General features: G+C 31.1%; 3 protein-coding genes. 1 reads left to right on the top strand and 2 read right to left on the bottom strand.

The annotated features are described in order from the left end of the window. Both VOI25_RS15215 and VOI25_RS15210 read right to left on the bottom strand, forming a co-directional pair. Positions 1–286: hypothetical protein (locus VOI25_RS15215; protein ID WP_323789947.1), on the bottom strand; the 286-nt coding region annotated here is incomplete at its 3' end. A 107-nt stretch (positions 287–393) separates the two neighbouring features. Beyond that, entirely contained in the window at positions 394–2,382 is a 1,989-nt protein-coding gene (locus VOI25_RS15210) for a YCF48-related protein (RefSeq protein WP_323789946.1), read from the bottom strand. Between the two features lie 105 nt (positions 2,383–2,487). Between VOI25_RS15210 and VOI25_RS15205 the strand changes: the two genes are divergently transcribed. Then, positions 2,488–3,157 (top strand): BT4734/BF3469 family protein (locus VOI25_RS15205; protein WP_323789945.1); only part of this gene is annotated, 670 nt, incomplete at its 3' end.

Raw genomic sequence — 3,157 nt, 5'->3', positions numbered from 1 at the left:
CAACTTGAGTCAAACCTCCAGTTTTTAAATAAGTAAATTGCTCCGAGCCGGTTAAGTATAAATAATATAAAAGAATACCATTGTCATCTGAAATGGAGGAAGTACCTTCAATAAATGAGTAACTGTCGCCATTATCTAATGGCTCAGGATTACCATCGTTAGTAGTGAAAGTGATACCAGCATTATCACCAAATATCCAATTATTATAATGAATTGATTTAGGTTGTGCATAGATTATAAAAATGCCTGACAGGAATAAAAGAGTGTAGAGTTTTAAATATTTCATAATTAACACATTTTAAAAAAGTAGATTCTTTAACCTAAGACTTTTCCATAGAATTTATAATGGAAGTTATTTTTGAGCTTTTTATAAAAAAAATTAGAACAATAAATCTATTTTTTTACGAACTTAGTCTTATAGCTTGAATTTTCACCCTTGACTACTAAAAAGTATACACCAGAAGTCAGATTACTAATATCCAAATTAATCAATCCTGGGTTCGGTTCAACTAACTTTATAATAATCTTGCCAAATAAATCATTAACCCTTATCTCAATTCTAGAGTCTTTAATATATTCTGAAACATCAAAATTAATTGTGAATACAGCTGGATTAGGGAATAATTCAATTAGTTGCTCATTTAAAAAATTTATGTTTGATGTACTCTCAGAAGTGTTAAACTCTCTATAATTAGATGTTTTAATATTACCTTCTTTATCAGATGCGTGTACATACCAATAATATGTAGTTTTTTTATCTAATCCATCTACTATTTTTTCACTTTTTACTATACCTGGGATCACTATATCGTTTTCTGGGTCAGGCATATTAATATCTTTCCTAATCACAAGATCGTATTTTACAGCTGCAGGTAAATCAAACCATGAAAAATTTAAATTATTAACAGGGAGATTATGTTCAAAATTTTTAGGTGAAATCAATTTTGGAGTTGTCAATACATTTACATCTGGTTTTTGTTCGGTTTTAAAACTAATATAGCGTGACCATTGGCTTGTATCAATATTATTCATAGCTCGTACTCTTAAATAGTAGTATTTACTATATTGAATATAATCAAAAATATTAACTTCAAACTCATCTTTTATATAAGTTGAATAAGTCATTATGCTCTCAAATTCTACTGGAGGTGTATAGGTTGGGAAACTAGTAATATTATACTCAGCTAGTTGGAATTCATAGTTATTGGCACCTTCTATTTCATTCCATTCAATTTTATAATCTAAGTCATAAGGTTGAAGATTAGTAACTTGAAGTCTTGGAGATGCTAGCTGAGTATTCCAATTGGTGTTAATCAAATTAAACCCATAGATAGCTGCATTGTCTTTGGTTCCATATCTTACTGATCTAAGGGGGTCTTGATAGATTTCAAAAGGCAGTTCTTCAAAATTCCAAGTTTTACCTGCATCTTGGGTTCTGTAAATTTTCATCCTTCCGACAGCTAATCCATTATTTTCATCTCGAAAGTTTATAGCGTCTAATCCTGTTAGAAAATTTTCCTTCTGCTCTTCAAACAACTTTTTCCAGCTCTCACCTCCATCAGTAGTTTTGTAAATTACACCTATTTTCTGTCCCCCTAATCCGGTCCCAAATGATCCTGTGGCATATCCCACATTAACATTAATAAAGTTAAATCCAGTTACATCTTTCGGAGAATTTTTGAGTTCCCAGTTTATTCCACCATCGATTGTTGTATAGACAAAACTTTTAGTTCCAATGATTAGAGTATTATTATCAATTGCTTCAAATGATATTGGGTATATTGATTCTTCTTCTAAATTCAATACTTCCATCGTTTCAAACCCGTCATCTGTAAAATAAACTGATCTTTTTTCATTATTTAAACAATCTACGGTAAATATAAATCCTCTCAGAGAGTCAACCATTGATAAATAATTTCTGAAACTTCCTTTTTCTAAATTACAAATATTTATCCTTTTCCAATTCTTACCCTTGTCATTAGTTTTATAGATAAATGGATAGAGAGTTTCATCCTCATCACTTCTTAAATCATCTTGAGCTATGAGGTAAATATGATTGGGACTAACAATATCTATAGCATGAAAGTATCTTGTTTGCCAAGCACCTGGTAGTGGGTTGAAATTTTCATCAAAATTAAAATGCTTATCTTGAAGGATTGTAATCCAATTGTTACCTCCATCAGAAGAGTACCTAACTTTATTTGCTTCATCACCAAAATCTGTTGAGGCATCTATTGCAACATAGAATTGTTTGTAGCTGTCTAAGCTTTGCTTATATATGCCGATATTCCGAACACCTATATTTTTATTCCATTTCGTTACTTTCTGAGCAAAAACTGATGCAGAAAGAGTTAGTATCAAGAATGTTATAGTGATTTTCATAACTAGAAAATATTTTATTAATAAATTGTCATAATATATCAACAATTAAAAGTAAAAAAGGTTACAAAATAATTCAGAGAAGGAAAGGATTATATAAAAAAGCAATTGCTTGATTTTGTAGCATTCTCTGGTCGCTTTAATACAAGAAGTAGGGAGGGGCTATTAAATTATTCTGGATTAATTTGTATGGATTTTGATAATATCAAAAACCCATATAAACTACTGAATGAAATAATAGATCTATCTCTGCCACTTGTTATGGCTTTTGCTTCTCCATCAGGACATGGACTGAAGGCAATTTTTAAGTCTTGCAACAATCCAGAAATGCACCCAGCATATTTCAAATATTACGAGAGTGAATTTAAAAATAAACTAGGTGTGGCAGTAGATAAGTCTGGAAAAGACATTCCAAGAGCTTGCTTTGTGTCTCACGATCCAAATGTGTTCTACATGAACTCTAAGTTCGTTCCTGGGATTGAATTACCAGAAAGTAGGTCTGAACTATTCTATGATTTTGCTGATAAATATATTCAAAGCTCAAAGGATGGAGAGAAACACACCAAATTGACTAAGGTTGCATACTTAGCAGGTGGTTACTATGCAATGGGAATTGTTGGTGAGAATGAAACACGAGCTTTCTTGAAGAAGAGTATTGTTAATAGAGGAAACTTAGCAGACGTTGATTTAGCATTCAAAACAATAGATGATTGCTTTGAAAAAGGTAAAAGTGCTCCTGTTAGTAAAGAAGATATTGACAAATACTTATCACAATCAG

Source organism: Psychroserpens sp. (assembly GCF_034670085.1).
In the GTDB taxonomy this organism is placed as follows: domain Bacteria; phylum Bacteroidota; class Bacteroidia; order Flavobacteriales; family Flavobacteriaceae; genus Psychroserpens.
This window is presented reverse-complemented; position numbering and strand designations above follow the sequence as displayed.

Excerpts from the sequence above, each read along its gene's own strand:
- VOI25_RS15210 (WP_323789946.1), bottom strand. The coding sequence starts at position 2,382 with ATGAAAATCACTATAACATTCTTGATACTAACTCTTTCTGCATCAGTT.